We start from the raw sequence: 21,774 nt of genomic DNA, 5'->3' as shown, positions 1-21,774 counted from the left end.
CTGCATGTGGGAGCAGTTCATAGGGTTAAATGTTATTATAAAATCCGTCAGTAAAGTACACACTGTTCGATATGTTCACAATTTTGCGCCAAATCAGCGGGCATTTCATCACCTGCGGCAGCAAACCGAAATCGGATTTCACGTCAAATCTGGCCTTCATTGCTTCTTTCCGTTACCGATGTGGCTGCCCCTTTCCCGGCTGATCCCGGCAAAAAATTGTCACTGACCATAAGTTTTTTAACTGACTTCCACAGAAATGCAAAAAAACAACCCACCACAAGGGCGGGTTGCATGCATTTGTTGTTTACTTAGTCCGGGCCGCCATGGCGATAATATCCTCGCCGGCGTGGCCTGAAAGTGAACCATTCTCGATGAATACGTTAATGACCGTCTGCAAAATATCGATCATCTGCGCGTGGGACATGGAGACGAACCCGGATGTCATGAGGTCGGCAATCCCGGTGGCAACAATCCACAGGCCAGTAATGATGTTGTTCTTCTGCGTATCGGACAGGCTCTTCGCCTCTTCGCGTGCTTCAAACCGCTTGAGTGCCGCCGCAATGGCGAACTGGCGCATGTCATCAACCCCGAAGTGATCTTCAACGAAAACCGCTGTGTACAGGTTGTGGTTTTCCAGCGCGAAGTCAATGTAGGTGAGCGCCATATCGATAATTGGGTCGTGTGTGTAGACCTTATCGAACTTTTCGGTCAGTTCTTGTTTGATCTGATCCATGATTGCGGTGCGTAATTCGGCCATGTTGTCGAATTCAAGGTAGATTGGTTGAGTTGAACAACCGATCTGAGCAGCGATGTTGCGCGCGGTGAATTTTGAGAATCCCTCCGCGACAACCAGTTTGTACGCGGCTGCGAGAATCTGGTCGCGCGTGATTGATTTGTGACGAGCCATTTAGTAATCCCCCCGGATAATTTAACGGCAAGCTATCCCCCTGGACACTTACCGTTATTAATTGTATTTTATCAAAATTACGAAAGATAACAATACTATTTTTGTATCATTTTGGAATTTTTTTCTAATATATGGGATTTTCCCGGCAATAGCCCCGTTTTTGTGCAGAAGATTCTCATTTTGGCGGCCAAACGTGTAGCGCTTGTGCACCAGATAACAACTAATGCGAATTTACCCTAGCCAAATTCCGGCCAGGTGGCCCCGCTTACCGGTCATCTAATTCAGTCCGCGCCAAAAGCCGCCTAACTTAACGAAAACGTTTTAGAGCAAATCCTTAACCTATGCTAAAATTAGGCTAACACATGATATTGGAGGCAAAAACATGACATTACCTAACTTTGCAGAGAACCTGAAGAAGTACGCCGACCTTGCCGTTGAAACTGGCGTGGGGGTTAAGCCGGGCGACACCGTCTACGTCCAAGTGGCGATTGACCAGGCACCCCTGGCACGCCTAATCGTGGCCAGTGCTTACCGGGCCGGGGCCGCCGAAGTTAACGTCCAGTGGGCTGACGACACGGTCAAGCGCCTGGATCTCGCCAACCTCGCTGAAGACCGCCTGGCCACCCAGCCACCATTCGTGCAGGCCCAATACGACTACTGGGTCGCCAAAAATGCCAAGCGGATCACCATCAAGAGCGATGATCCCGACAACCTCGCCGGAATTGACGCCAAGCGCATCGCGGCTTATAACGCCGGCCACCAGCAGGCATATGCTAAGCTGAGTAATGCCATCGTCACCAATAAGATTAGCTGGACCATCATCGCCGCTGCCGGCGTGAAGTGGGCGCAGAAGGTCTTCCCTCACGCAGCCACTCCGGAAGCGGCTCAGGACCAGTTGTGGGACGAAATTTTCAAGACCACCCGGATTTACAACGACAGTCCGGAAGCTGCTTGGGCAGCACACGTCGACAAGCTCGAAACCAAGGCGCAGTGGCTCACCGGCCTGCAGCTGGACGCGCTGCACTACAGCGCCCCGGGCACAGACCTGACCGTTGGCTTGCCTAAGAATCACATCTGGAAAGCGGCCGGATCCGTTAACCCCCAAGGTGAATACTTCATGCCGAACATGCCTACTGAAGAAGTCTTCACGGTGCCGGACCACCACCGCATTGACGGGACCGTCAGCTCCACTAAGCCGCTAGCGTACGCGGGTAACATTCTGGACGGCATGCACTTCACCTTCAAGGACGGACAGGTCATCAGTGGTAAAGCCGACAAGGGCCAACACGTTCTGGACGGTTTACTGGACATTCGTGGTGCCCGCTCATTGGGCGAAGTTTCGCTAGTGCCCGACCCGTCACCAATCTCGCAGTCCGGCATCATTTTCTTCAACACCCTCTTTGATGAGAACGCCTCCGACCACATGGCACTCGGTGAAGCGTACCCGTTCTGCGTCGAGGGCGGCGTGGAAATGACGGAAGAAGAACAAGAAGCAGTCGGCTTGAACCACGCCGACACGCACGTTGACTTCATGATGGGTTCAGCAGAAACCGATGTTGACGGGATTACCAAGGATGGGCAGATCATCCCAATTTTCCGCAACGGCAACTGGGCCTAACCTGTTTTAGCACCGAATTTAGCACCACGGAAAGGAAATATCTTGACCACTTTAATCTTTGACCTAGACGATACACTCCTGGACTTCACCGCCAGCGAAGAAAAGGGCCTCACTGGCGTCTTCGCTGACTTTGGGATTCCCGATAACGCAGACACGCGCGCAACCTACAAGCGCGTTAACAGCGGTCTGTGGGCCGCACTAGAACGGGGTGAGTTAACCCGCGCCCAGTTGCTCGACGTGCGCTTTGCCCGCTTTGGTGCCGCCATCGCCAAGCAGGACTTTGACGCCCACGCAGCGGAGAAGGAATACCGCAATTTCCTGAACAACGGCTTTGACCGGGTACCCGGCGCCAAGACCCTGCTCACAAACCTGCAGCAACGCGGCTACCGCATTCTGGCCGGCACGAACGGGAATGCGGCCACCCAGCACAACCGCTTGCTACACAGCCACCTCGGCCCGCTGTTTGACGGCGTCTACATTTCCGAAGAGATTGGCTACGACAAGCCGGACCCCCGCTTCTTTGACGCCATCTTCGCCGCGGAACCACATATTGACCGCAACGATACCATCATGATTGGTGACGGCCTCAACTCGGACATTCGTGGCGGCGTCGACTACCACTTACCGACCATCTGGGTCAACCGCAAGCACCAGGTCAACAAGACTGAGCTGCACCCGACGCACACCGTCACTGACCTGCAGCAACTTTCCGACTTACTGCTCAACGCATAAACATTTAGGAGGAACATTATGAACGATAAGAAAACCACCGTCCTCGGGATCATCTCCACCGCCGCTGCTGGCACCGCGCTTTTGTCCGCGTCTATTGCGCTGGCGAGTGGCATCCTCACCCTTGTCCACGGCACGCGTAACTAACAAAAATTTCGCCAAAAAAATGGACCCGAGCAAAATTGCTCAGGTCCATTTTTGTATTGCTGTAGTCTAGTGGTGCGTCTTGCGGGCCAGGAAGTCCCCGATGAACTGGACGATGAAGACCAAAATCAGGATGAAAATCAGGCAGACCCAAATGACGTCGTTCTGGTAACGCAGGTAACCAGTGTTGATGGCCAGGTTCCCCAGACCACCACCACCAATGGCGCCGGCCATCGCGGTCAGGCCAATGATACTGATAATGGTCAGGACGGACACCCGGATGAGCTCGGACAAGCCTTCACGCAGGTACACGCGGAAGACGATCCCCATTGGCGATACGCCCATGGCCTGGGCGGCTTCAATCACCCCGGGATCCACGGTCAGCAAGGCATTTTGCACCTGCCGGGCGTAGAACGGTGCGGCCCCGATAATCAGGGGCACCAGTGCGGCGCGGGAACCAATCCCCGTCCCGACGATGAAGCGGGTGAAGTCGTTCAAGGCCGCCAGCAAGATGATGAACGGAATGGACCGGAAGATATTAACCAGTTTATCCAGAATGGAATAGAATGGCCGGTTTTCCAGCAAGCCGTGTTCATCTGTCAGCAGCAGCAAGATCCCGACGAACAACCCGATGAGACCAGCAACCAGGGTGGTCCAGAAGGTCATGTACAGCGTCTGGTTGATGGCCCCCGTGAATCCGTCATCCCCACTCCACAGCGGAATGACGTTCGGGAGAAATTTGTCAAAAAAGCTCATATTAGTCCTCCTCCGACACGTTCATGGCAACATCGGTCACGGTGACATCCCCGGCCTTGAGGTACGCAAGCGCACGGTCAATGTCGGCAGCAGCCCCGGTCAAAACGACAATCAGGTTCCCAAATGGCGTGTCCTGCAAGCTCTGAATGTCCCCAAACAGAATGTTGGCAGTCACGTTGTACTCGCCGTACAGGGTCGCAATGAGCGGCTTGTCGGTGCTGGCCCCAACGTAGGTCAAGCGTACCAGGCGTTCATTAGCGCCCAGGTGCTGCACAGCCGGCTGCTTGCTGATGGCCTTCAGGGTTGCATCCAGCTGCATGGTGGTGTCGATGAAGTCCTTAGTCAACTGCTGCTGCGGGTGCGCGAAGATTTCCAGCAGTGAGCCGCGTTCAATCACGGCTCCGGCGTCCATCACGGCCACGCGGTTACAAATCTGCTTAACGGCTTCCATCTGGTGGGTAATCAGCACAATCGTCAGGCCCAGCTTCTCGTTCAAAGACTTGAGGAGGTCCAAAATTGCGGATGTGGTCTTGGGGTCGAGCGCACTGGTTGCTTCATCAGAGATCAGCACTTCGGGATCCGACGCCAGCGCGCGGGCAATCCCGACCCGCTGTTTCTGGCCCCCGGACAGTTCTGCGGGGTACGCGGTCGCCCGGTCTGCCAGGCCAACCAGGTCGAGCAGTTCGGTCACCTTTTCGTTAATCTTGGCCTTGGGCATGGTTCCGCGCAGGGGGAACGCCACGTTATCCGCAATGGTGCGGCTGGCCATCAGGTTGAAGTGCTGGAAGATCATGCCAATCTTCCGCCGCTTACTGCGCAACTGCGCGGCAGACAGCGACAACATGTCGTCGCCAAGAACCGTCACCGTTCCGCTCGTGGGCCGCTGGAGCAGGTTAATCAGGCGCACCAGCGTCGACTTCCCGGCCCCTGAATAACCGACAATTCCGTATATATCCCCGCGGTCCACGCTCAACGTCACGTGGTTGACCGCATGGACAGCCTTCTTCTTCTTTTCTTTAAAGACGACATCAACGTCTTTGAACTGGACTACTTCATCGCTCATGTGTGTGGGTTCCTCCTTCGTTGATTGCTTGAACGTGCAACCAGCGTATGCGTTAGCTAAATGACCGGAGTAAGCGCTAACTGTGTACCTTGATACCAATATCGGGCTCACCCGCTCTGGATAAGCCCGATACCATTTATTGACCATTCTACCACGTCACCGCCACTTTGCGCGGTAACTATGCATTAAGCTCAATAATTATTCAAGTTGGTGCGGCAATGCTCGAGACCTTACTTAGAACTTGGTGTCCCAGGCAGCAATCGTGGAACCATCGTAGACCTTCTTGATCTGCTTCTTGGTTGCGCTGGTCTGGTATGCCTTAACAATCTTCTTGTAAACCGCCTTGTTCTTTTCGCTCTTCTTCGCAACGATGATGTTGATCCATGGCTTGCTTGCCGCGTTAATCTTTTCAACGTAGATAGCGTCGTCTGGGTTCAGCTTTGCGTTCAGGGCCATGTCGTTGTTGACAACAGAAGCGTCCGTGGAGCTCAGGGAACGTGCGGTCTGGGAAGCGTCAACCGTCGTGAACTTGAGGTGCTTAGGGTTGCTCGTGATGTCACGGGTCGTTGGTGAGGACTTGGACTTGTCCAGTTTGATGATGCCGGCAGTTTGCAGCAGGATCAAGGCACGGCCTTCGTTCGTGGTGTCGTTAGGAACAGCGATGTTGGCACCGTTCTTCAGCTGGCTCAGCTTCTTAATCTTGTTGGAGTAAACACGCAGTGGGCCGATGTAGGTGCGGCCGATAACTGCCAGGCTGTTGTCCTTGTTTTCCTTTTCCCAGGTGTTGAAGAAGTCGTAGTGCTGGATGGCGTTCAGGTCCAGGTCACCATCAACAACGGCCTGGTTAACCTTGTTGTAGTCGGTGAACTGCACGAGCTTCAAGTTGATGTTCTGCTTCTTGAGGCGCTGGGCAACTGGCTTCCAAACATCAGCGTCAGAACCAATCACCCCGAGCTTAACGGTGGTTTCTTTGGATTCGCTGGACTTAGAACTGTTGCCGCAAGCGGCGAGCGTCAAGGGAATAATCAATGCGGCAGTTGCAAGTGAGATAAGCTTTTTCTTCATAATGGAAATCCTCCAAGTTTTGTGTGTGGTCTAGTTTAGTGACAACGATAAATGTGTGGCGAGAAACAAAAAAATTCGCCCCTAACCAAAGTTAGAAGCGAATTAACGCGGTACCATTCTAAGTCGTCCCTGCTGCAGTCAGGGACCTCACTAACGGGTCAAACAACCCGTGTGCACTTTAATGGATGCCAGCCATTGCAGCCTGACCCGCAAGCGGGCTCGGTGCACCGATCAGTAGGCCATTTTTGAACCACCGTACCTCCCCGCTTTCACCATCCGGGGTCTCTGTTAAGGTCGTGTAAGTTCGCTCTCCCACGTCTTCGTTTATCGTTGTCTTTCAATGTCTGTATAATAACTAGTTTTCTAATCACTGTCAACATTTTTCCCGAACTTTTTTAATATTCACGCATGAATCATTCTGTTGGGTTCGTAAAATCACCGCGCTCGGCGGCGCCAAACCGCGTCTGATTGGCATTTACGCAACTTTGGTAACTGTGAGAAAAATTAGCAAAATAATTTGGCGACCTCCGCAAGTTAAATAATGTAAATCGGTTTCACGCTATTTTGGTATAATGGACCTAGCATAAAATTGGAGGTCACCCATGGATATCGAAACCATTCCCGAATTACTCAGCGCCCTGCACGCCAAAACCCCGACCATCACGCTACACGGCCCCGCCGCCAAGCTCGTGCGGACGGTGTTAGTGCTCCACACCAAGACCTTCTCCCCGTTCATGCGCTTCATCGACGTGACGGCCGGCATCATCGGCAACGCCCTCAACCAGGACTTCGCGGATCACGAAGGCGAACAGACTGGCCAAATGATGCAGCTATCCCAAGGCCAAATGCAACAATACGGACTGACCCCCGAAAATGCGGTCTTTCTGGTCAACACCGCCAACGAAGAGTACCGCATCACGCCAAAACCCGTGCTGACCTTCACCCTCATCAAAAAACAGCACCCGGACAAGAATAAGATTCCGGATCAGTATTCCAAGTATCTACAGAAATAAAAATGCAGGCCCGCCGTGTAATATGCGGTGGCCCTGCATTTTTGGTTTACGGGTTATCAACCAGTTCGGAACCCTGGCCGCTCCCCTTGAATTCTTCAGTTTGGCTGAACATGTAGCTCTGATGGTGGTACCGCATTGACAGCACCATGCCCACCGAGAACATGTTTGCAAGCAGGAACGAGCCCCCCTGACTAACAAACGGCAGTGGAATCCCGGTCAGTGGCAGAAGCCCAATGTTCATCCCGACGTTTTCCAGCACGTGGAAGAGAATCATCATGATAACGCCGGTTGAAATGTAGGCGTAGAATTCGTTCTTCGTATCAAACGTGACCCGAATCATCTGGTAGATTAGCAGGAAATAGAGGAGAATCAGCACCCCGGCACCGATAAAACCAAACGTTTCGCCGATGACAGAGAAAATCATATCTGACTCCTGCACGGGTACGACCACGTTGAGGTTGCCGAAGCCCGTCCCCGTCATCTGGCCGGAACCAATCGCCTTCATCGCCTGCCAAATCTGGTACGAATCCCCCGACGTGGCGCCGGATGGATTCAGCCACGACTGAATGCGGGCGAACTGGTAGGCCTCAAAGCCGACGTGTTCGAGCAGGTGTTGCCCCCAGGTTTGCGTGGCCAGATACAGTGCTGAGCCGCCGATGAAGATGGCGCCCCCGCCAATTGGCGCGATGATGCGCCACGTGACCCCCGAAACCAGAACCACCCCGGCGAAAATCGCCAGGAAAACCAGCGTCGTCCCCAAGTCATGCTGGGCAATCAGCAGTGCCGCGACGGGCAGCGTCCACAGCAGCATTTTGCCAATGAGGAGCCAGTCGTTCGCGAAATTATGGGGCATCTTCGAGTTATGCAGCGTCACCACCCGGCTGAGCATCAAGATGTACGCCGGCTTCATAACTTCACTAGGCTGGAAGGTAATCGGCCCAACCTTAAACCACGATTTGGCCCCCGTTTTGAACGCAATCTGGCGGTTGTAGAAAATCAGGACGGCCACGAGTAGAAATATCCCAATGCCGAACAGGATTGGCTCAATCCGCCACAGCTGCTCCGCGTCAAATCGCATAATCAGCAGCACACCGACGCCACCCACGGCATACCAGACAACCTGCATGACCACCGCTTTGATTGCGGCCCCCTGCGTGCTGTCATTGGCCACCGCCATGTAGATGGCGCCCATGCCAATGAGCCCCAGAAGCATGATTGTCAGCAAAATCCCGTAGTCCACGCGGTCTTGCTGCGGCGCCTCATTTTTTGCTTGCTGTCTATTCACTTTCCCACTCCTTTGCATAAGGGCGCCATTTTCGCTTTGAAAACGGCGCCCCTAGGTAAATCGTTCACTACGCTAAGCGCGGTGCCTAATGCCGGTGCAAGTGATAACCCGCAATCAAGAAATTAACCGCCTCGTCTTCACTCTTGAAGTTCTGCGGTGCATCTTCCCCGATGAGAAATGCGGCAAACTTACTGCCAGCCGGCTCGATTGAACCAATTTCGTTTTTGCCATCCAGCAAAACAGAAACGGTCTTGCCGCCCCGCTGGACACTGTCCATCGTAATGTTAATGTTGCGCTCTTTAGCCATTATTGCGCCTCCCTGACCTAATTCCATGCTTAATTATTATTTTTAATTGTTTCTTCGTAAACTAAATTTATCGGGTACCGGATCCTGTCCGCCCCGGACAAACGGGTTGCAGCGCAGGATGCGGACCGTGCCCATAAGCAGCCCCCGGAGCACGCCAAACCGCTTGACCGCCACCACCGTGTACTGACTACACGTCGGCTGGTACCGGCAAGACGGCGGGAACGCGGGGGAAATGTACCGCTGATAAAAGTGAATCATTCCGACAACAAGCGTCTGCAACCAAATCACCTTACTTCAAGAAATCAAAGATATGGGTCCACGTGCTCGGGACAAAGACGGCAAAGGGATTGCCGCCACCGATTGCATAACCAATCATTGCCCCTAAAATCATAAGAATAATCCCAATGCCGAGCAGCAAGAGCACCCGGCGGATTGTCCGTGAAAATACATCCATGGAAACGGTCTCCTTCTAACCTGAAAATGCGCGTGTTGCCATAGCAACACGCGCACCCAGAAGTGATTAGTACTGTTTGTGGTGCGCGATGTTATCAAGCAATACACCGGTACCAAGGGCAACGGCATCCAGTGGGTCTTCGGCAAGCAGCACTGGGACGTGCAGTTCGTCGGCGAAGAGCTTGGAAATCCCCTTAAGCAGTGCACCACCACCCGTAAGCATAACGCCCCGGTCAATAATGTCAGCTGACAGTTCAGGTGGCGTCTTCTCCAGCACTTCCTTGGCAGCTGCAATCACGGCGCTCATAACGTCGTGCAGGGCTTCCTGCACTTCGACCGCCGTCACTTCAACTTCACGTGGCAGCCCGGTCGCGATGTCCCGCCCACGGACTTCCATGGAAACAGACTTGTCGGCTTCGTAAACGGCCCCGATCTGAATCTTGAGCTGTTCCGCGGTGTGTTCACCGATGAGCAGCTTGTGCTTAGCCTTCACGTAGCTCACAATCGCTGCGTCCATCTTGTCCCCGGCAAGGCGTAAGGACTGGCTGGTGACGATTTCGCCCATCGACAGGACGGCGACATCACTCGTCCCCCCACCGATATCAATGACCATGTTCCCCTGGGGCTGGAAAATATCGAGACCGGCACCGACAGCGGCAACCTTAGGCTCGAATTCAAGGTACACCTTACCACCGCCGGACTTTTCGGCCGCCTGAATAATGGCCTTCTGTTCGATGGAAGTAATGTTGGTTGGTGCACAAATCAAAATGTTGGGCTTGCTGAGGAACCCCTTAACGTTCAGCTTGTTAATGAAGTATTCCAGCATTGCTTCGGTGATGTCGAAGTCGGCGATGACGCCATCCTTCAGTGGCCGAATGGACCGAATGTTACCTGGAGTCCGGCCGACCATCTTGTACGCTTCAGCACCAACAGCAAGCACCTTGCCCGTCTGGGTATCGATTGCCACAACGGAAGGTTCATTCAGAACAATCCCTTTACCCTTCACGTTGATGAGGACGTTCGCCGTCCCCAGGTCGATCCCGATATCTTTTGCCATTAATGTAATTCTCCCCTCGTTAGACTCTCCATTATACCCTGAAAGCAAAACCTTCTGCAAGGAACCCCAGTGTATGCACATGAGCCCACGTTCTATTTTTCAACGCAATTACTAACTGATTTATTTGTATAAGTACGGCAGATTTTTGAACGCGCCCAGCAGCGACAAAAAACAACTGGAAACCAGGTAACCCAACCCGATGGCGATAAACAACATCAGGATTTGAATCTCGCGTTCATGGCCCGCCTTAAAGATCTTCTCGAGGCGCAATGCAATGAGCGTGCGCCACACCATCAGGATGAAAATGAGGTGCGACATGATGGTGATTAATGCGGATACGCCGAATGATTGTGTCATAAGCAAACCTCCAAGCATAATAATAGCAAAATTATGCAAAGACTAAAAGACGTGCAGGCAATGGTTTACAACCGTTTACGACTTTTTTACCAAAAATAAAGGGTCACGGGCATTTTTCGGGACCAAACCCGTGTGAAAACTGCTCCCCGGGCTTTGTAAATGTATTCACAAAATCTCGCGGGGCAAAATAAAAAAGCGTGCCGGCAAGCCGACACACTTTTCTACTTTGAGCTCTTAACGTTAATCCGGTTGAGCGCACGTTGCAATGCAACTTGTGCCCGCCGCAAATCGTTTTTGTTCTGCTCTTGCTTGGCAGTTTCAATTCTGCGCTCGGCACGCTCACGCGCAGCCTGTGCACGCGTGAGGTCAATGTCCCGCGCGCGTTCGGCAGAATCAGCAACGATGGAAGCCACGTTGTTCGCAACTTCCATGAAGCCGCCGTTCAGCGCAATCCGGTCTTCATGACCAGGATTGTCAATCCGCTGCACGCGAACTTCACCAATCTGCAGGGGGGCCACGATTGGCTCGTGGTTAGCCATAATGCCGAGATCACCGTCTACCGAACGCACAACCACCATTTTTGCGTGGTGATTGTACACAATGCCGTCCGGGGTAACGATATTCACCGTCAACACTTGCTTGTCTTCGGCCATGTCTGTCCCCTCCTACTACTTAGCTGCTGCTGGGTCGTACCCGAGAGTCTTGGCCTTTGCCATCACGTCGTTAATGTCACCGACAAGACGGAATGCTTCTTCAGGAACATCGTCGTATTCACCATCGAGGATGGCCTTGAAGTCCTTAACGGTTTCTTCAACTGGCACGTATGAACCCTTAATCCCGGTGAACCGTTCAGCAACGTTGAAACTCTGTGATAGGAAGAACTGGATGCGACGCGCACGCGCAACAATCAGCTTTTCTTCGTCGGACAGTTCGTCCATCCCGAGAATGGAGATGATGTCCTGGAGTTCCTGGTAACGCTGGAGAACCTGCTGGACCTTGGTGGCAACTTCGTAGTGTTCTTCACCCACGATTTCGGGGGTCAGGGCACTGGAAGAAGAAGCCAGTGGGTCAACAGCGGGGTAAATCCCCATTTGGGTCAGACGACGTTCAAGGTTAGTCGTTGCGTCCAAGTGGGCAAATGTCGTTGCTGGCGCAGGGTCAGTGTAGTCATCGGCAGGCACGTAAACGGCCTGGATTGACGTAACGGAACCCTTCTTGGTGGAAGTAATCCGTTCCTGCAACTGACCCATTTCCGTAGCAAGCGTTGGCTGGTAACCAACGGCACTAGGCACACGGCCGAGCAGCGCGGAAACTTCGGAACCGGCTTGGGTGAAACGGAAAATGTTATCGATGAACAGGAGCACGTCCTGGCCTTCAACATCACGGAAGTATTCAGCGATGGTCAAACCAGTCAGTGCCACACGCATACGGGCACCAGGAGATTCGTTCATTTGTCCGAAGACCATGGCGGTGTTTTCCAGAACGCCAGATTCCTTCATTTCGAAGTAAAGGTCATTACCTTCACGGGTACGTTCACCAACACCGGTGAACACGGAAATCCCACCGTGTTCTTCAGCAATGTTGTGAATGAGTTCCTGAATCAGAACGGTCTTACCAACACCGGCACCACCGAACAGACCGACTTTCCCACCACGAAGGTATGGGGCAAGCAGGTCAATAACCTTAATCCCGGTTTCGAGGATTTCGGAACCAGTGGACAGGTCTTCGAACTTAGGTGCAGACTTGTGAATGCTATCGCGCTTGTGATCAGGACCAAAGTCCTCGCCACCGTCGATTGGCTCTCCCAAAACGTTGAACACACGACCAAGCGTGTCCTTCCCTACAGGCACGGAGATAGGAGCACCGGTGTCGGTAACTTCCATCCCGCGCTGCAAGCCGTCTGTGCTGGCCATCGCAATGGTCCGCATAACGCCATCACCAAGTTCAACGGCAACTTCAACGACAAGCGTTGAACCGTCGGGCTTCTTGATGTTCATAGCGTTGTTAATCTTAGGCAAGGAATCGTTAATGGGAAAGGCCACGTCGACAACAGGGCCGATAACGGTAACGATTTTCCCTGTACTATTACTCAATGTCTGTGTCCTCCCTTTTGTGTTTGGGCGCAGGCAAAAATGCCCGCTGTTGCGGGTCACCTTTGGCCCCGCCCAAACCGTTATATTTGTATTTAACCGTCAGATTACTACTGGCAAAATCATGGTGCTTGCAGTTATTCAACCGCAGCGGCACCAGAAACGATTTCGGTCAGTTCGGTCGTAATCTGTGCCTGACGGGCCCGGTTGTAACGGGTCGACAGGTCGCCAATCAGGTTGTCGGCGTTGTCGGTGGCACTCTTCATGGCCGTCATTGAAGCGGCGTGTTCCGCCGTCTTCGCGTCCATGATGGCCCCGAAAATCAGACTTTCAGCGTACTGAGGCAATACCGCATCCAGAACTGCATCCACATCGGGTTCAGTCAGGTACGATACTGGTGTGTCTTCAACTTCAGCTGGGTCCAAGTCGTTAATTGGCAGCATCTTTTCAACTCGGAAAACGGAGGTCAATGAGTTCACGTGGTGGTTGTAGCACACGTAAAGTTCATCGAACACTTCATTATCGTACATTGAAACCGCCGTCTTAACGATTTCCCGGACTTCGTTGAAGGTTGGCACGTCAGAAATGCCCCGGTATTCGTAAGCCACGCTCACGTTGCGCGCCTTGAAGAAATCGGCACCAACCCCTCCAACCGCAAGTACGGTGGATGGGTGTTCGTCATCCTTCAGCACGTCGAGCATTGGCTTGAGCACGTTGCTGTTATAACTACCAACGAGGCCCCGGTCAGAGGTCATGACTAAGTAGCCGACCTTCTTGACTGGACGTTCTTGCAACAGGTCGGAAACACGCACACGCATGTCCCCAGCCTTGTCGTTGTCGTCACGATTATTGTAATCGCGGTTGGCAGCCATACTCAGCAATTGGCTTTGGGCCAAATGCGTGACCGTCTCACGGATCTTGTCAGCGTAGATCTGATATGCACCGGACTTCTTCTCAACCTGGGACAGTTTTGCCCCGGAGACCATCTGCATGGCCGCCGTAATCTGGCGGGTCTTCTTGGTTGACGCAATGCGCCGCTTGATGTCAATTAAAGAATCAGCCATGTGTACACCCCCTACTTGGTGGTGTCGGCAGAATCGCTAGCGACAAAGCCGGCAGAAAATGCCTTGAGTGCAGCATCCATCTTGTCGGTGTCAGGCAGCTTACCCGTTTCAACAATCTGCTTGAGCAAATCGCTGGCGTTGCTTTCGAAGTAATCAACAACTTCAGATTCGTAGCGCTGAATATCAGCAACAGGAACGGCATCAAGGAAACCGTGCGTCAGAGCGTAAAGAATGACAACCTGGTACTGAACAGGCAATGGCTTGTGCAGTGGCTGCTTCAGAACTTCAACAGTCCGACGCCCACGGTTCAGCTTGGCCTGAGTAGCTGCATCCAGGTCAGAACCGAATTGACTGAAGGCTTCCAGTTCACGGAAACTTGCCAAGTCAAGACGGAGCGTCCCGGCAACCTTCTTCATTGCCTTCAGCTGCGCGTCACCACCGACACGGGAAACAGAAGTCCCGGCGTCGATCGCTGGACGGGTACCAGCGTAGAACAGGTCACTTTGCAAGAAAATCTGTCCGTCAGTAATACTGATAACGTTGGTTGGAATGTATGCGGACACGTCACCGGCCTGGGTTTCGATGATTGGCAAAGCAGTCATTGAGCCCCCACCAAGTTCATCACTGAGCTTAGCGCTACGTTCAAGCAAACGGGAGTGAGTGTAGAAAATGTCACCAGGGTAAGCTTCACGGGAAGGTGGACGACGGAGCAACAGGGATATTTCACGGTAAGCAGAAGCCTGCTTCGTCAAATCATCGTACACGATGAGGACGTGCTTGCCGTTGTACATGAACTCTTCACCCATGGCTGCACCAGCGTAAGGCGCCAGGTACAGCATAGGAGCTGGTTCGGATGGGCCAGCAGAAACAATAATCGTGTAATCCATGGCCCCGAACTTACGGAGGGTTTCCGCCTGTGCACGCACAGTGGAATCCTTCTGCCCGATAGCAACATAGATACAGATCATGTCCTGACCCTTTTGGTTGATAATCGTGTCAATCGCAATGCTGGTCTTCCCAGTCTTACGGTCCCCGATAATCAATTCACGTTGGCCACGGCCGATTGGCACGAGGGCATCAACAGCCTTAAGCCCTGTCTGCAGTGGTTCGAAGACAGACTTACGCTGCATAACACCAGGTGCTTTGTATTCGATAGGACGGGTCTTGTCCGTCTTGATATCACCAAGGCCATCGAGTGGCTGACCGAGCGTGTTCACAACACGACCAATCAGAGCTTCACCGACAGGCACTTCCATGATCCGGCCGGTACGCTTAACCGTGTCGCCTTCGCGGATATCATCGAATTCACCCAGGATAATAATCCCAACGTCATTTGTTTCAAGGTTCTGCGCCATACCGTATGAACCATTTTCAAACTGCAAAAGTTCACCGGCCATGGCATTGTCCAGACCGTGGGCACGGGCAATCCCGTCACCAACGTAGGTAACGGTCCCGATTTCCTCAACATCGAGGTCGGTCTGGTACTGTGCGAGCTGATCCTTGATCAGCGCGCTAATTTCTTCTGCTTTGATAGCCATGACTTCACCTCTTCACTAAAAATCTAATGTGCCAGCAATGCCGCACGCATCTGTTGGATCCGGTGTGCAACCGTTCCGTCGATGATCCGGTTTGCTGCTTCTACTCGCACACCACCAAGAACACTAGCATCTACTACTGGTGTCAGGTGTGCTGTTTTCGCCGACAACTTAGCCGCAATCGCGCTGCTAAGTTGCTGAGCCTGCTGATCACTCAGCGGCACGGCGGAAGTGACGGTACCTTCTACGATACCGGCATCCGCCTGTGCTGAGACCGCAAAGTCATCAATGATGGCGGGCAATGCGCCGATTCGACCGTAATCGAACGTCATCTGGATGAGATTGGCAACTGGCTGGATTGCATCCTTTTTCAGGGTGTCAATCAACTGCTGCTTGGCCGCTGGCGTCAGCTCGGGAGCGTCTAAAGCGGCGAGTAGTTGAGGCGCAGCATCGCAAACAGCTTTGAGCTGCTGTAATTCTTCGTTAATCAGGTCAACCTGATTCGTCTCACGCGCGAGTGCGTACAAAGCCGTACCGTAACGTGGGGCAACTACCGCGTTCGTTAGCGCCATTCTAATCACCTAGCCCCTTGATGTAATCGTCAATGAGGGCCTGCTGGTCGCTTGTTGACAGTTCCTTACCGATAATCTTGCTGGCAATGGCAACTGACAGGTCAGCAACCTGGTCACGGGCGCCATTCAGTGCGTCCTGCTTAGCCTGGGCGATATCTGCTTCGGCCTTGGACTTGAGGTCCGTTGCTTCAGCGTGTGCGTCAGCAACGATCTTCTTGCTCTGCGCTTCACCGTTAGCCTTAGCCGTGTTGATAATGTTCACAGCGTCAGTCTGGGTGCTTTGCAGTTCGCTCTTGCGCTGGGCAAGCAGCTTTTCCGCTTCGTCGCGGCTGTTGTCTGCGTAGTCAAGGTCAGAGGTAATCTTGTCCTGACGTGCAGCCATCATTGCGACAACTGGCTTCCAAGCAAACTTCCCAACAACAAGAAGCAGCACGATGAAGGTAATGAGTCCGAAGAGCATATCCCCAAGTTCAAGGGCACCGGCGGCACTAATCATTCCGTAATTCATTTATGCCACTCCCTTCTTTTTCATCAAATACGTGACGATGCACGTGAATTACATGAAAAGGATAAGGAAGGAGATAGCAATCGCGATGATTGGCACAGCTTCGATCAAACCAACACCAAGAAGCATGGTCCCACGGAGCTGACCAGAAAGTTCTGGCTGGCGAGCCATGCTTTCGATGGTCCGGCTAATAACCTGACCGTTACCAAGACTAGCAGCCAGGGCTGCCATACCAGCTACGATAGCTGTTGCGAGATATTTCATGAGTATATTTCCTCCTAAAAACTATTCTGAGATAACTTGGTGAGACGTGTAAACCGTCCCGAGAATTACAAAAATGTACGCTTGGATACTGCCAATGAAAACTGAGAATCCCATCCATGCCATCTCGGCGACAAACCCAAATGGGAACGTGAAGATAGGCGCGACGCCAGATAATGCCATGTTGCGGATAAGCATAATCAGAATTTCACCAGCGAAGATGTTACCGTACAGACGCAGTGACAGCGTCATGAAGTTGGTAAACTCTTCAAGCAGGTTCATCGGGTTAAGGTACCGCTTCATGTATCCGAGGAAGCCCTTGTTCCGGACCCCATAGTAGTGGGAAAGGAACAACACCGTGGATGCAAGCGTCATTGTGATTAATGGACTTGCCGTTGGTGAGTGGAACCACGAAACACCACCGATATTCACATCAATGAACAGCCCCAGTTGGTTCATAACGAATATGAACAGGAACATTGTGAATGCGAAAAGTTGGAAAAAGCTACCTGACTTACCCGGCATTTCACCGCCAACGATGCCCTTAATGAAATCAATCAGCCATTCAAGCACGTTCTGCTTGCCGCCTGGACGCAGCTTAGGGTTGCGTGACAGGTAAATAACAAGCGCCGCGATGATGATGGCGGAAAGTAGCATTGGGATGTCGTTCGCTAAGTTGAAACGAACCGGCCCTATTGCGAGATAGGGATACTTATCGTTCACAGAATTCACCTCCTTACGAAAGCTAGTGCCCAGAAAGATCCTTATCATCTGAGAGGGACTAAGTTTTCTTAATACGGATTTTGTAGAGTCCCACAAAATACACTGATAACTCTACCACCTTCAACTGTAAAAGACAAAGGAAAAAGCACGCGACAAGCGAGGTTACATACCTTTTCATTGAAAGCGGAAAACTCCGCGCCGAATAAAGGGTGACCGCGTATACCAGTTGCGGAACAACAAAAAAATTAAATAAATTTCTGACACAATGTCACAAAAGTGTCGCGTCTATTGGCGCACCCGTCGAATTTCGCCAACCGCGAATAACAAAAAAATCCGCTATTTGCGGACCATTAAACGTGCAAATACGCACGCACTTGTCTGCAATAACGGATTATTAAGTAATTTATAAATATCTTTACTTGGTGCCGAACAGCCGGTCCCCTGCGTCACCAAGACCAGGGAAGATATAGCCACTTTCGGTCAGGTGGTCATCGAGCGCAGCTGCGTAAATGTCAACGTCTGGGTGGGCTTCCTGAACGGCCTTCACGCCTTCTGGAGCCGCAACGAGGACGACGAGCCGCATGGACTGGGCACCGCGCTTCTTCAGGGCGTCAATGGCCATGATAGCCGATCCACCAGTTGCGAGCATTGGGTCAACGATGATCAGGTCACGCTGGTCAATATCGGTTGGCATCTTAACGAAGTATTCATGTGGCTTCAGGGTTTCTTCGTCGCGGTACATGCCGATGTGGCCCACCTTAGCTGCGGGAATCAGTTCCAGCACGCCGTCCACCATGCCGAGGCCGGCACGGAGAATCGGAATCACTGCCAGTTTCTTCCCGGCAAGCTGCTTCTGGACGCTGTGGCCCATTGGGGTTTCAACTTCAACGTCCTCAAGGGGCAAATCACGGGTAATTTCGTATACCATTAATTCGGCAATTTCGTTAGCAACCTCGCGGAATTCCTTGGTCCCAACATTCTTGTCCCGAATAATCGTTAATTTGTGTTGAATCAGCGGGTGGTTCAAAACGGTAAATTTACCCATGTTGTTTGTCTCTCCTATCTATGGTGCGTGCCACACACACGCATCGCCTTAAACATTATAGCGGTGAAGCTAGTGGCGCGCAAGACGATTCCGGATTCGCACGCAATAAAAAGGCCCCGCACTGAAATTGCCGTGCAGGGGGCCTCAATTATCGTTTTTGGGTTAGGTTTCACTAAGAATATTAATAGAAGAAACTAGTTACGCCTCAGTGAAATGCTGACCACCAGCGGATTTGCCGAGCCGGTTCATGTACGCCGCCCCAAAGCCGTCATCAGCAAACGCCTGGGCCAACACCACCAACACGTCGGGGTGGAGGTCAAAGTATCGTAGCCCGGCAAACAGGTCGCGCGTTGCAGAAGTCAGGTCTTTGCCAAGTGAGTACTGGGGCAAACCCTGGGCGTGGGCCGTAAGAATTGCGTCCGTCGCGAGCACGCCAAAGTCATAACCCTGCGCCTTAGCCCACGCGATAGCTGCGGGGAACTGTTCCGGGTGGTCCACAATGATGACCTGGGCTTCGGGAGCGTAGTGCTTGTACTTCATGCCCGGTGCTTTTGGTGTTTCCTTAGCGCCCACCTTGTGTTTGTCTGTCGCCACGGGGCCAACGATTGGTTCCAACATCGCTTCATCCACTGCGCCGGGCCGCAAGATGGCTGGCACATCCCCAGACATGTCGATTACCGTGGATTCAACCCCCACACGGCACGGGCCATCGTCCAAAATTCCGGCAATCCGCCCGTCCATGTCGTGCAGCACGTGCTGGGCGGTTGTTGGGCTCGGCTTACCCGATAGGTTCGCGGACGGCCCGACAATCGGCGTGCCGGCAAGCCGAATCAAGTCGCGGGTTGCATCATTATCGGGTTCACGGAAAGCAGCCGTCTGCAGGCCACCCGTCACCGCCATGTCCAGTGCCCCAGGAATGATGGGCAGGATAATGGTAAGGGGGCCGGGCCAGAACTTGGCCATCAGCTTTTCAGCCGCTGGGGTCACCTGGGCGAACTTGGCCACGGTCTCCGGATCAGCGACCGTAACAATCAGCGGGTTGTCTGAAGGCCGGCCCTTGGCCACGTATACCTTCTTGACTGCGTCCACGTTCGTTGCATCGGCACCCAAGCCGTAGACAGTTTCGGTCGGAAAAGAAACGAGTTCCCCGGCCTGCAATAACTTGGCGGCACTAGCAACAGTGTCGTGGGTAAATATTGTGGTTTTCATTTCTGCACTTCCAATTAATTAATCAATGTCGCGCGGAAAAGGGCAAAAGTCCCCCTTTGCCCTTCCGCCTAGAACTGAATCCGTACTGCGCGCGGGTTCCCCGCCTCGTCAACCCGAAAATCGGCGTGGCCTAATGGCAGCATCTCCGCAATCATGCGCTCCAAGGCTGGCTGCTGGCGATACCCAAACTCGAGGTAAACCACACCGCCTGGGCGCAGGTGGCGCGGAATCTGGTCGAAGAGTTCCCGAAACAACGCGAGCCCGTGTTCCTTGGCAAACAAGGCTAGGTGCGGCTCGTAGTCAATTACCGACTGATCCATCACGTTCGTTTCGTCCGGGTCAATGTACGGCAGGTTGGCCACGATGAAGTCGAATTTGCCCGTTCCCGTCAGTAGGTCACCCTGGTTAACCTGCACTTGCGCCCCTAGTGTCTGCGCATTGGCCGTGGCTACGGCCAGTGCCGGCTGGGAAATGTCAGACAGCGTCATTTCCATTAGCGGCCGTTCTAGCTTCAAGGTGATGCCAATCGCGCCGCTACCGGTGCCGATGTCGATACCAAAGCCACCGACCGCATCCTCCAGCATCCATTCCACCAGAATTTCGGTGTCGAACTGGGGGATCAAGACGGCTGGGTTCACGTTAAACATGCGCCCCCAAAACGGTGCGCGGCCCACGATGTACTGTGCTGGTTGCCCGGCAAGCAGGTTATCAATATCCGCATTGAATTGCTGCGCCACGTCAGCGTCCATCTCGTCCCGACCGTGCAGAACCAGCTGGCTGCGTGTCCAGTTTTGACGCACAGACAGCACGAAATTCGCGCCGTCGCCGTCAATCTCCGCCCGTTCAAGCTTATCCGTCGCGTTGCGTAAGGCCGCAGCGTAACTAGTCATTGGCCAACTGCTCCAACTTTGCGGTCTGGTCGTGCAGGATGAGTGCGTCGATGATGTCATCCAGTTCCCCGTTCATGATGCGGTCTAGCTTGTTGAGGCTCAGGCCAATCCGGTGGTCCGTCACCCGGTTTTGCGGGTAGTTGTAGGTCCGAATACGTTCAGAACGGTCCCCCGTCCCGACGGAAGTCTTCCGCTTTTCCGCGTAAGCTTCCGCGTTTTGGCTTTCGTAGTAATCGTACACACGGGTGGTCAAAATCTGCAGCGCCTTCACCCGGTTCTGTTGCTGGGAACGCTGGTCCTGCATGGAAACCACGATGTTGGTTGGAATATGCGTCATCCTCACAGCCGAACTGGTCTTGTTAATGTGCTGACCACCGGCACCGGAGGAACGGAAGACGTCGGTACGGATATCCTTAGGGTCGAGCACCAGGTCAACCTGTTCGTATTCGGGCATTACGCCCACCGTTGCGGTACTGGTGTGCACGCGGCCCGCACTTTCAGTTGCCGGAATCCGCTGCACTCGGTGCGCCCCGTTCTCAAACTTCAGCTTGGAGTAGACAGAATCGCCGGTAATCATGACGACAACTTCCTTGTACCCCCCGACTTCGGTTGGGTTTTCGTCAATGATTTCGGTCTTCCACCCCTGGCGTTCAGCGTAACGGGAATACATGTTAAGCAAGTCGGCAGCAAACAGACTGGCTTCATCCCCACCAGCAGCACCGCGGATTTCCATGATGATGTTCTTATCGTCGTTGGGGTCCTTAGGCAGCATCAAGATCTTCATCTTGTCTTCCAGCTCGGCCTTCTCCTTGCGCCCATCTTCGAGTTCTTCCTTGGCCATTTCGAGCATTTCGGGGTCCTTGGTTTCCCGCATAATCTCGTCGGAACCTTCGATGTCATCGAGGACTTCCTTGTAGCGCTTGTACGCCGCAACGACATCGCGCAGGGAGCCTTCTTCCTTTGCGAGCGCCATGTAGCGGTCGGTGTCGGCAATGATGTCCGGGTCAGACATCTGTTCCTGAATATCATCGTAATGAATCAGGACGCTCTCAAGTTGTTCAAAAATTTTATCCATTATTACTCCTTATTACTGGGGAATGCGACTTCCCCAAATCTAGTGACAGTC

The 21,774-nt window shown here is 53.0% G+C and carries 26 protein-coding genes; 4 read left to right on the top strand and 22 right to left on the bottom strand.

Annotated elements, in window-relative coordinates; translation table 11 throughout:
- Window positions 1–304: 304 nt before the first annotated feature.
- Window positions 305–907 carry a TetR/AcrR family transcriptional regulator gene (locus tag FC18_RS00810; protein WP_054676506.1) on the bottom strand — a complete coding sequence of 201 codons (603 nt, stop codon included), beginning with the start codon at window positions 905–907 and terminating at the stop codon, window positions 305–307.
- Window positions 908–1,289: 382 nt separating this feature from the next.
- Between FC18_RS00810 and FC18_RS00805 the strand changes: the two genes are divergently transcribed.
- The 3 genes from FC18_RS00805 to FC18_RS12360 are packed head-to-tail and all read left to right on the top strand — an operon-like array spanning window position 1,290 to window position 3,401.
- A complete protein-coding gene (locus tag FC18_RS00805) occupies window positions 1,290–2,525 on the top strand; it encodes an aminopeptidase (protein WP_056975301.1) in 1,236 nt (411 codons plus the stop codon).
- Window positions 2,526–2,567: 42 nt separating this feature from the next.
- Window positions 2,568–3,257 carry a YjjG family noncanonical pyrimidine nucleotidase gene (locus tag FC18_RS00800; RefSeq protein WP_054676509.1) on the top strand — a complete coding sequence of 230 codons (690 nt, stop codon included), beginning with the start codon at window positions 2,568–2,570 and terminating at the stop codon, window positions 3,255–3,257.
- Window positions 3,258–3,275: 18 nt separating this feature from the next.
- Window positions 3,276–3,401 (top strand): hypothetical protein, encoded by a 126-nt coding sequence (locus FC18_RS12360; RefSeq protein WP_263849224.1) that lies wholly within the window; start codon window positions 3,276–3,278, stop codon window positions 3,399–3,401.
- 66 nt (window positions 3,402–3,467) lie between these two features.
- On the opposite strand, the gene FC18_RS00795 is transcribed toward FC18_RS12360, so the two are convergent.
- The 3 genes from FC18_RS00795 to FC18_RS00785 all read right to left on the bottom strand — a co-directional run bounded on the left by FC18_RS00795 (window position 3,468) and on the right by FC18_RS00785 (window position 6,282).
- On the bottom strand, window positions 3,468–4,154 hold the full coding sequence (locus FC18_RS00795) for a methionine ABC transporter permease (RefSeq protein WP_054676511.1): 687 nt from the start codon (window positions 4,152–4,154) through the stop codon (window positions 3,468–3,470).
- Window position 4,155: 1 nt separating this feature from the next.
- Window positions 4,156–5,217, bottom strand: a complete 1,062-nt coding sequence (locus tag FC18_RS00790) for a methionine ABC transporter ATP-binding protein (RefSeq protein ID WP_056975300.1) — start codon at window positions 5,215–5,217, stop codon at window positions 4,156–4,158.
- Between the two features lie 234 nt (window positions 5,218–5,451).
- Window positions 5,452–6,282, bottom strand: coding sequence for a MetQ/NlpA family ABC transporter substrate-binding protein (locus tag FC18_RS00785; protein WP_054676514.1), 831 nt, complete (start codon window positions 6,280–6,282; stop codon window positions 5,452–5,454).
- Window positions 6,283–6,884: 602 nt separating this feature from the next.
- Between FC18_RS00785 and FC18_RS00780 the strand changes: the two genes are divergently transcribed.
- Window positions 6,885–7,295 carry a hypothetical protein gene (locus FC18_RS00780; protein WP_054676517.1) on the top strand — a complete coding sequence of 137 codons (411 nt, stop codon included), beginning with the start codon at window positions 6,885–6,887 and terminating at the stop codon, window positions 7,293–7,295.
- A gap of 46 nt (window positions 7,296–7,341) precedes the next feature.
- Here the strand turns inward: FC18_RS00780 and FC18_RS00775 are convergent, their stop codons facing one another.
- The 18 genes from FC18_RS00775 to prfA all read right to left on the bottom strand — a co-directional run bounded on the left by FC18_RS00775 (window position 7,342) and on the right by prfA (window position 21,723).
- On the bottom strand, window positions 7,342–8,598 hold the full coding sequence (locus FC18_RS00775) for an FtsW/RodA/SpoVE family cell cycle protein (protein ID WP_056975299.1): 1,257 nt from the start codon (window positions 8,596–8,598) through the stop codon (window positions 7,342–7,344).
- A gap of 67 nt (window positions 8,599–8,665) precedes the next feature.
- Complete coding sequence (locus tag FC18_RS00770; protein ID WP_054676520.1) at window positions 8,666–8,887, bottom strand: DUF2969 family protein; 222 nt, start codon at window positions 8,885–8,887, stop codon at window positions 8,666–8,668.
- A 42-nt stretch (window positions 8,888–8,929) separates the two neighbouring features.
- Window positions 8,930–9,166: a membrane protein insertion efficiency factor YidD gene (yidD, locus tag FC18_RS11875; RefSeq protein ID WP_082403821.1), complete on the bottom strand. Its 237-nt coding sequence runs from the start codon at window positions 9,164–9,166 to the stop codon at window positions 8,930–8,932.
- Between the two features lie 10 nt (window positions 9,167–9,176).
- Complete coding sequence (locus FC18_RS11870) at window positions 9,177–9,341, bottom strand: DNA-directed RNA polymerase subunit beta (protein WP_082403823.1); 165 nt, start codon at window positions 9,339–9,341, stop codon at window positions 9,177–9,179.
- A gap of 66 nt (window positions 9,342–9,407) precedes the next feature.
- Entirely contained in the window at window positions 9,408–10,397 is a 990-nt protein-coding gene (gene mreB, locus FC18_RS00765; RefSeq protein WP_054676525.1) for a rod shape-determining protein, read from the bottom strand.
- 120 nt (window positions 10,398–10,517) lie between these two features.
- Window positions 10,518–10,754, bottom strand: a complete 237-nt coding sequence (locus FC18_RS00760) for a DUF1146 family protein (RefSeq protein ID WP_054676528.1) — start codon at window positions 10,752–10,754, stop codon at window positions 10,518–10,520.
- Window positions 10,755–10,975: 221 nt separating this feature from the next.
- The gene (locus FC18_RS00755) at window positions 10,976–11,407 is read right to left on the bottom strand and encodes a F0F1 ATP synthase subunit epsilon (RefSeq protein ID WP_054676532.1); all 432 of its coding nucleotides are present in this window, start codon (window positions 11,405–11,407) and stop codon (window positions 10,976–10,978) included.
- A gap of 15 nt (window positions 11,408–11,422) precedes the next feature.
- Window positions 11,423–12,847, bottom strand: a complete 1,425-nt coding sequence (gene atpD, locus FC18_RS00750; protein WP_056975298.1) for a F0F1 ATP synthase subunit beta — start codon at window positions 12,845–12,847, stop codon at window positions 11,423–11,425.
- Window positions 12,848–12,981: 134 nt separating this feature from the next.
- Window positions 12,982–13,908 carry a F0F1 ATP synthase subunit gamma gene (locus FC18_RS00745; protein ID WP_056975297.1) on the bottom strand — a complete coding sequence of 309 codons (927 nt, stop codon included), beginning with the start codon at window positions 13,906–13,908 and terminating at the stop codon, window positions 12,982–12,984.
- An 11-nt stretch (window positions 13,909–13,919) separates the two neighbouring features.
- The gene (atpA, locus tag FC18_RS00740; RefSeq protein ID WP_054676535.1) at window positions 13,920–15,446 is read right to left on the bottom strand and encodes a F0F1 ATP synthase subunit alpha; all 1,527 of its coding nucleotides are present in this window, start codon (window positions 15,444–15,446) and stop codon (window positions 13,920–13,922) included.
- Window positions 15,447–15,469: 23 nt separating this feature from the next.
- A complete protein-coding gene (atpH, locus tag FC18_RS00735; protein WP_156300780.1) occupies window positions 15,470–16,015 on the bottom strand; it encodes an ATP synthase F1 subunit delta in 546 nt (181 codons plus the stop codon).
- A 1-nt stretch (window position 16,016) separates the two neighbouring features.
- On the bottom strand, window positions 16,017–16,523 hold the full coding sequence (gene atpF, locus FC18_RS00730) for a F0F1 ATP synthase subunit B (protein WP_054676539.1): 507 nt from the start codon (window positions 16,521–16,523) through the stop codon (window positions 16,017–16,019).
- A gap of 48 nt (window positions 16,524–16,571) precedes the next feature.
- The gene (gene atpE / locus FC18_RS00725; RefSeq protein WP_054676542.1) at window positions 16,572–16,784 is read right to left on the bottom strand and encodes a F0F1 ATP synthase subunit C; all 213 of its coding nucleotides are present in this window, start codon (window positions 16,782–16,784) and stop codon (window positions 16,572–16,574) included.
- A 21-nt stretch (window positions 16,785–16,805) separates the two neighbouring features.
- Complete coding sequence (gene atpB, locus FC18_RS00720; RefSeq protein WP_054676545.1) at window positions 16,806–17,504, bottom strand: F0F1 ATP synthase subunit A; 699 nt, start codon at window positions 17,502–17,504, stop codon at window positions 16,806–16,808.
- 415 nt (window positions 17,505–17,919) lie between these two features.
- Window positions 17,920–18,549, bottom strand: coding sequence for a uracil phosphoribosyltransferase (gene upp / locus FC18_RS00715; RefSeq protein ID WP_054676548.1), 630 nt, complete (start codon window positions 18,547–18,549; stop codon window positions 17,920–17,922).
- A 198-nt stretch (window positions 18,550–18,747) separates the two neighbouring features.
- Complete coding sequence (locus tag FC18_RS00710) at window positions 18,748–19,758, bottom strand: L-threonylcarbamoyladenylate synthase (RefSeq protein WP_054676551.1); 1,011 nt, start codon at window positions 19,756–19,758, stop codon at window positions 18,748–18,750.
- A gap of 68 nt (window positions 19,759–19,826) precedes the next feature.
- Entirely contained in the window at window positions 19,827–20,648 is an 822-nt protein-coding gene (prmC, locus tag FC18_RS00705; protein WP_054676553.1) for a peptide chain release factor N(5)-glutamine methyltransferase, read from the bottom strand.
- A complete protein-coding gene (prfA, locus tag FC18_RS00700) occupies window positions 20,641–21,723 on the bottom strand; it encodes a peptide chain release factor 1 (protein WP_054676556.1) in 1,083 nt (360 codons plus the stop codon). Before prfA ends, prmC begins: the two co-directional genes overlap by 8 nt.
- Window positions 21,724–21,774 lie beyond the last annotated feature (51 nt).

Source organism: Lacticaseibacillus sharpeae JCM 1186 = DSM 20505, assembly GCF_001436225.1.
GTDB lineage: Bacteria > Bacillota > Bacilli > Lactobacillales > Lactobacillaceae > Lacticaseibacillus > Lacticaseibacillus sharpeae.
This window is presented reverse-complemented; position numbering and strand designations above follow the sequence as displayed.

Excerpts from the sequence above, each read along its gene's own strand:
- FC18_RS00805 (WP_056975301.1), top strand. The coding sequence starts at position 1,290 with ATGACATTACCTAACTTTGCAGAGAACCTGAAGAAGTACGCCGACCTT.
- prfA (WP_054676556.1), bottom strand. The coding sequence starts at position 21,723 with ATGGATAAAATTTTTGAACAACTTGAGAGCGTCCTGATTCATTACGAT.
- atpH (WP_156300780.1), bottom strand. The coding sequence starts at position 16,015 with ATGGCGCTAACGAACGCGGTAGTTGCCCCACGTTACGGTACGGCTTTG.
- FC18_RS11870 (WP_082403823.1), bottom strand. The coding sequence starts at position 9,341 with ATGGATGTATTTTCACGGACAATCCGCCGGGTGCTCTTGCTGCTCGGC.
- atpA (WP_054676535.1), bottom strand. The coding sequence starts at position 15,446 with ATGGCTATCAAAGCAGAAGAAATTAGCGCGCTGATCAAGGATCAGCTC.
- FC18_RS00780 (WP_054676517.1), top strand. The coding sequence starts at position 6,885 with ATGGATATCGAAACCATTCCCGAATTACTCAGCGCCCTGCACGCCAAA.
- FC18_RS00770 (WP_054676520.1), bottom strand. The coding sequence starts at position 8,887 with ATGGCTAAAGAGCGCAACATTAACATTACGATGGACAGTGTCCAGCGG.
- atpF (WP_054676539.1), bottom strand. The coding sequence starts at position 16,523 with ATGAATTACGGAATGATTAGTGCCGCCGGTGCCCTTGAACTTGGGGAT.
- FC18_RS00790 (WP_056975300.1), bottom strand. The coding sequence starts at position 5,217 with ATGAGCGATGAAGTAGTCCAGTTCAAAGACGTTGATGTCGTCTTTAAA.
- FC18_RS12360 (WP_263849224.1), top strand. The coding sequence starts at position 3,276 with ATGAACGATAAGAAAACCACCGTCCTCGGGATCATCTCCACCGCCGCT.
- mreB (WP_054676525.1), bottom strand. The coding sequence starts at position 10,397 with ATGGCAAAAGATATCGGGATCGACCTGGGGACGGCGAACGTCCTCATC.
- FC18_RS00775 (WP_056975299.1), bottom strand. The coding sequence starts at position 8,598 with ATGCAAAGGAGTGGGAAAGTGAATAGACAGCAAGCAAAAAATGAGGCG.
- prmC (WP_054676553.1), bottom strand. The coding sequence starts at position 20,648 with ATGACTAGTTACGCTGCGGCCTTACGCAACGCGACGGATAAGCTTGAA.
- FC18_RS00760 (WP_054676528.1), bottom strand. The coding sequence starts at position 10,754 with ATGACACAATCATTCGGCGTATCCGCATTAATCACCATCATGTCGCAC.
- FC18_RS00795 (WP_054676511.1), bottom strand. The coding sequence starts at position 4,154 with ATGAGCTTTTTTGACAAATTTCTCCCGAACGTCATTCCGCTGTGGAGT.
- FC18_RS00810 (WP_054676506.1), bottom strand. The coding sequence starts at position 907 with ATGGCTCGTCACAAATCAATCACGCGCGACCAGATTCTCGCAGCCGCG.
- FC18_RS00755 (WP_054676532.1), bottom strand. The coding sequence starts at position 11,407 with ATGGCCGAAGACAAGCAAGTGTTGACGGTGAATATCGTTACCCCGGAC.
- upp (WP_054676548.1), bottom strand. The coding sequence starts at position 18,549 with ATGGGTAAATTTACCGTTTTGAACCACCCGCTGATTCAACACAAATTA.
- FC18_RS00785 (WP_054676514.1), bottom strand. The coding sequence starts at position 6,282 with ATGAAGAAAAAGCTTATCTCACTTGCAACTGCCGCATTGATTATTCCC.
- FC18_RS00710 (WP_054676551.1), bottom strand. The coding sequence starts at position 19,758 with ATGAAAACCACAATATTTACCCACGACACTGTTGCTAGTGCCGCCAAG.
- FC18_RS00745 (WP_056975297.1), bottom strand. The coding sequence starts at position 13,908 with ATGGCTGATTCTTTAATTGACATCAAGCGGCGCATTGCGTCAACCAAG.
- atpE (WP_054676542.1), bottom strand. The coding sequence starts at position 16,784 with ATGAAATATCTCGCAACAGCTATCGTAGCTGGTATGGCAGCCCTGGCT.